Source organism: Mesorhizobium sp. M7A.F.Ca.CA.004.04.2.1 (assembly GCF_004022825.1).
Taxonomy (GTDB): domain Bacteria; phylum Pseudomonadota; class Alphaproteobacteria; order Rhizobiales; family Rhizobiaceae; genus Mesorhizobium.
On sequence record NZ_RZPH01000777.1, the window covers coordinates 1 to 2927 of the forward strand.

Genomic DNA, 2927 nt, shown 5'->3' on the forward strand with positions numbered 1-2927 from the left:
TTCCATGGCAGCGGCATCGGCGGCGCGCTGATCCGCGAGGCGCATATCCGCCTCAGGGATGCCGGCGAAACGCTGGCCGTGGTGCTCGGCGACCCCATCTATTACGGGCGTTTCGGATATAGCCACACGCGTGCCGAGAACTTCGAGAGCGAATACCAGGGCGAAGCGCTGCAGGCGCTGGCCTGGGGCGACGCGCCTGAGGCCGGCACACTGGTCTACGCCTCCGCCTTCACCGCTCTCGCCGCGTAGGCGAGAGCGTATAGCCGCCCGGCATGCCGCGTTTTCGCCTCGACATCGAATATGATGGCAGTCTGTTTGCCGGCTGGCAGCACCAGGCGGATCAGCCTTCGGTGCAACAGGCGATCGAGCGGGCGATCGAAAAATTCTGCGGCGAAGCGATCCGGCTGCGCGCCGCCGGCCGCACCGATGCCGGCGTCCATGCGACCGCGCAGGTGGCGCATGCCGACCTCGCCAAGGCGTGGCCGGGCGACAAGGTGCGCGATGCAGTCAACGCCCATCTGCAGGCGGCCGGGGCGCGCATCGCCATCCTGAAAGCGACGGTCGTCTCCGACAGCTTCGACGCCCGCTTCTCGGCCATCGGCCGCCACTATCTCTACCGCATCCTGAACCGCCGTGCCCCGGCCGCGCTCGACAAGGGCAAGGTCTGGTGGGTGCCGAAGCGGCTCGACGCCGGCGCCATGCACGAAGCGGCGAAAGTCCTGCTGGGACGGCATGATTTCACCACCTTCCGCTCGACCCAGTGCCAGGCCAACAGCCCGATCAGGACGCTGGAACGGCTCGATGTGAGCCGACAGGGCGACATGATCGAGGTCAGGGCTTCGGCGCGCTCGTTCCTGCACAATCAGGTACGTTCGATGGTCGGCTCGCTCAAGCGCGTCGGCGACGGCGGCTGGACTGCGGCCGACCTGAAAACGGCGCTCGAGGCGCACGACCGCGCCGCCTGCGGACAGGTGGCGCCACCCGACGGGCTGTTTCTCACCGGTGTCGATTATCCAGTCGAGACGAGCCCGGACAGGCTCTGAACTCCGGCATCGTCCGGCACGGTGATGCCGAGCAGCGTCTGCAGGCCGAACAGCACCAGCAGCGAGGCGATGAACATGCCGACGAAAACGGCGGTGCCGACCGATGCGCCCCTGCCGATCGTGGCGTTGGTCATGCGCCAGGTCAGCACCATCGACAGGGCAAACAGGAACAGCGACACAAGACTCGCAGCCTGGCTTGCGGACGACAGGAAAAGCCGGATCAGCGCCGAGGGCAGCATCAGCCAGGCGGTGATGGCCGAAGCCCAGTTGCTGGCGACGACGTAGTGGACGAAGCGGCCGCCTATGCCGGCGCGCGGCGCGATCAGGGCGAGCGCAATCAGCGGCAGCACCCAGGAGCCGATGTCGACCGTCGCCAGGCGCACCAGCATGCTGAAGCGGCCCGCGAAGGCGTCGGGATCGCCGAGTTCGTTGGCGATGCCGACCCAGCCGACGATCAGCGCCGGTGCAGCAACGACAATGGCGAAGAAGGAATTCCAGAAGCCGTCGGCCGACAGGTCGAGCAGGCGCAGGCCGTCGGCCTTGCCGAGCATCAATCGCCAGGCGCCCGTCAGCGAAGCTTGGGTTTCGTCCGCCGAAAGCATGCTGTTCAGCCCTGTCCGAACCAGTCTTCTATGAAGCGCTGGTAGATTTGCGTCAGCGTTTCCAAATCGGCAATGGCGACGCGCTCGTCGACCATATGCATTGTCTTGCCGACCAGCCCGAACTCGACCACCGGACAATAGTCCTTGATGAAACGCGCGTCGGACGTTCCACCGGAGGTCGACAGCGTCGGCTCCTTGCCGACCGCCGACTTGATCGAGCCGCGCAGCGTTTCGATAAGCCTGTCGTCGCGGGTCAGGAAGACATGGCTCGGCCGGTCGCGCCAGACGAGCTCGTAGTCGACCGGCGTCTTCTTGCCCTGCCGGTACTTCCTGCGCCTGGCCGCCTGGTCGAGCCGGTTGTGGATCTCGGCCTGCAGGGTCTCGTCCGTCCAGGTGTCGTTGAAGCGGATGTTGAAGGTCGCGGTCGCTTTGGCCGCAATGACATTGGTGGCGGGGTTGCCGACATCGATGGAGGTGATCTCCAGATTGGTCGGCTGGAAATCCCTGGTCCCCTTGTCGAAAACCGGATGCAGCAAGGCGTCGACCAGGCTCATCAGCCCGCGCACCGGATTGTCGGCAAGCAGGGGATAGGCGACATGGCCCTGGCGGCCATTGACGGTGACCGCGCCGGACATCGAGCCGCGGCGGCCGATCTTGATCATGTCGCCGAGAGCGTCCGGATTGGTCGGCTCGCCGACGACAGAGGCATCCCATTTCTCGCCCCGCGAAGCCGCCCATTCGAGCAGCTTCACCGTGCCGTTGATGGCCGGGCCTTCCTCGTCGCCGGTGATCAGCAGCGAGACCGACCCTTTCGGACCGCCATTGGCCTCGACATGGCGCGCCACGGCGGCGATGAAACAGGCAATGCCGCCCTTCATGTCGACGGCGCCGCGGCCATACATCTCGCCATTGGCGATCTCGGCGGCGAAAGGCGGATGCGTCCAGGCGGCTTCGTCGCCGACAGGCACCACGTCAGTGTGTCCGGCGAACATCAGATGCGGGCCATTGCCGGAGCGCCTTGCATATAGGTTTTCGATATCGGGCGTGCCGTCTTCGGAAAACACCGGCCGATCGACCAGGAAGCCGAGCGGTTTGAGCATCGTCTCCAGCGCGGTCAGCGCGCCGCCCTCAGCGGGCGTCACCGAAGCGCAACGGATAAGGGCGGCGAGGTTTTCGGCGGGATCGGTCGGCAGCGTCATGGCAAAAGCGATAGTCGAAAGCGCAGGGCCTGTCACGGCCAGACATAGGGGCCAGCGTCATGGCTGGCGATGCCGCCAATATT

At 65.9% G+C, this 2927-nt stretch carries 3 protein-coding genes and 1 pseudogene; 2 read left to right on the top strand and 2 right to left on the bottom strand.

What is annotated here, in order from left to right; genetic code table 11:
* Both EN893_RS26805 and truA read left to right on the top strand, forming a co-directional pair.
* Positions 1 to 249 (top strand): annotated as a pseudogene (locus tag EN893_RS26805) (N-acetyltransferase); the annotation flags it as partial.
* Between the two features lie 23 nt (positions 250 to 272).
* Positions 273 to 1043 carry a tRNA pseudouridine(38-40) synthase TruA gene (gene truA, locus EN893_RS26810; RefSeq protein WP_127271000.1) on the top strand — a complete coding sequence of 257 codons (771 nt, stop codon included), beginning with the start codon at positions 273 to 275 and terminating at the stop codon, positions 1041 to 1043.
* On the opposite strand, the gene EN893_RS26815 is transcribed toward truA, so the two are convergent.
* Both EN893_RS26815 and dapE read right to left on the bottom strand, forming a co-directional pair.
* Entirely contained in the window at positions 1010 to 1645 is a 636-nt protein-coding gene (locus tag EN893_RS26815; protein WP_127270998.1) for a transporter, read from the bottom strand. The genes truA and EN893_RS26815 overlap by 34 nt on opposite strands.
* A 5-nt stretch (positions 1646 to 1650) precedes the next feature.
* Positions 1651 to 2844 (bottom strand): succinyl-diaminopimelate desuccinylase, encoded by a 1194-nt coding sequence (gene dapE, locus EN893_RS26820; RefSeq protein ID WP_127273255.1) that lies wholly within the window; start codon positions 2842 to 2844, stop codon positions 1651 to 1653.
* Positions 2845 to 2927 lie beyond the last annotated feature (83 nt).

What these genes read in the sequence shown, in the direction of transcription:
- dapE (WP_127273255.1), bottom strand. Translation starts at nt 2,844, where the DNA reads ATGACGCTGCCGACCGATCCCGCCGAAAACCTCGCCGCCCTTATCCGT.
- truA (WP_127271000.1), top strand. Translation starts at nt 273, where the DNA reads ATGCCGCGTTTTCGCCTCGACATCGAATATGATGGCAGTCTGTTTGCC.
- EN893_RS26815 (WP_127270998.1), bottom strand. Translation starts at nt 1,645, where the DNA reads ATGCTTTCGGCGGACGAAACCCAAGCTTCGCTGACGGGCGCCTGGCGA.